The 1,529-nt window shown below is 57.5% G+C and carries 2 protein-coding genes; both read left to right on the forward strand.

What is annotated here, in order from left to right:
* Positions 1 to 15 precede the first annotated feature (15 nt).
* Positions 16 to 162, forward strand: a complete 147-nt coding sequence (locus ACW9H9_RS28520; RefSeq protein ID WP_457346694.1) for a hypothetical protein — start codon at positions 16 to 18, stop codon at positions 160 to 162.
* 18 nt (positions 163 to 180) lie between these two features.
* Positions 181 to 1,529, forward strand: a 1,349-nt coding sequence (gene tnpC / locus ACW9H9_RS28525) for an IS66 family transposase (protein ID WP_457346693.1), incomplete at its 3' end; no start/stop codon positions are given.

Genomic DNA, 1,529 nt, shown 5'->3' on the forward strand with positions numbered 1-1,529 from the left:
CTTTGGCTCAAACGCCTGGAGTCGGAGCGTTTCAAAACATCGCCCGATGCCACGGACGAAGCGATTATCCTCAGCGTTCAGGAACTGAACTGGTTGCTCGACGGTTTTGATCTCTGGCGCAACCGCCCTCATCAAGTTTTGACCCCGCGCTACGTGGCGTGACCCGGTATAATCCGGGCAATGATTTCCCTGCCCGATGACCTTCCTGATGATCCCGTGCTGCTCAAGCAACTGCTGCTTGAGGCGCTCAATCGCCAGGAGGAATCGGCTGAGGCTTATCAGACCCACATCGTCGACCTGAAAGAACAGATCAAGCTGTTGCGCGACCGCCTGTTTGGGCGTAAGTCCGAGCAAACCGTTGAGCCCAATACGCCGCAGCTAGCGTTGTTCAACGAACCTGAAAGCGAGCCGATGCCTTCAGTCGGTGACGCTGATGAAGAGATCGTTGAGCCGACAGCACGCCGTGGCAAACGCAAGCCGTTGCCGGCCGATCTGCCGCGTATCGAAGTCATCCACGAACTGCCCGAACACGAACTGACCTGTGCCTGCGGTTGCCGCAAACATGCCATCGGCGAAGAGACCAGCGAGCAACTGGACATCGTGCCGATGCAGATCCGGGTCATCAAACATATCCGCAAGGTGTACGGTTGCCGTGGCTGTGAAACGGCGCCGGTCACCGCCGACAAGCCCGCTCAGTTGATCGAAAAGAGCATGGCCAGCCCGAGCGTATTGGCCATGCTGCTGACCACCAAATATGTCGACGGTTTGCCGCTGCATCGGTTTGAGACCGTACTCAGCCGTCATGGGATCGATATCCCGCGACAGACCTTGGCTCGCTGGGTAATCCAGTGCAGCGAACACTTCCAACCGTTGCTTAACTTGATGCGTGATCGATTACTGGAAAGCCCGGTGATCCACTGTGATGAAACTCGCGTGCAGGTACTGAAAGAGCAGGATCGAGACCCGACCAGCCAGTCCTGGATGTGGGTGCAAGCCAGCGGCCCGCCGGATCGCAAAGTCGTGTTGTTTGATTACACGTCCAGTCGTGCGCAGGAGGTGCCGCTGCGCTTGCTGGACAGTTATCGCGGCTATGTCATGACCGACGATTACGCCGGCTATAACGCCTTGGCGTTGCAGCCGGGTGTGGAGCGCCTGGCGTGCATGGCCCATGCACGCCGCAAGTTCGTTGACGCGCAAAAAGTGCAGCCCAAGGGTAAAACCGGAAGGGCCGATATCGCGCTGACGATGATCAACAAGCTGTACGGCATCGAACGCGAGCTCAGGGACGTCAGCGATGAACAGCGATTTATCGGTCGTCAGGAAAAGAGCCTGCCGATCCTGGCGCAACTGAAAAGCTGGCTGGATAAAACCCAGTCGCAGGTGACAGCCCAAAGTGCGTTGGGCAAGGCCGTGCATTATCTGGCGAATAACTGGAGCCGGCTGGAACGCTATGTCAAAGCAGGTTACTTGCCCATCGACAACAATGCGGCCGAAAGAGCGATCAAACCGTTTGTCATCGGGCGTAAGGC

The organism is Pseudomonas sp. SDO5215_S409, assembly GCF_054071325.1.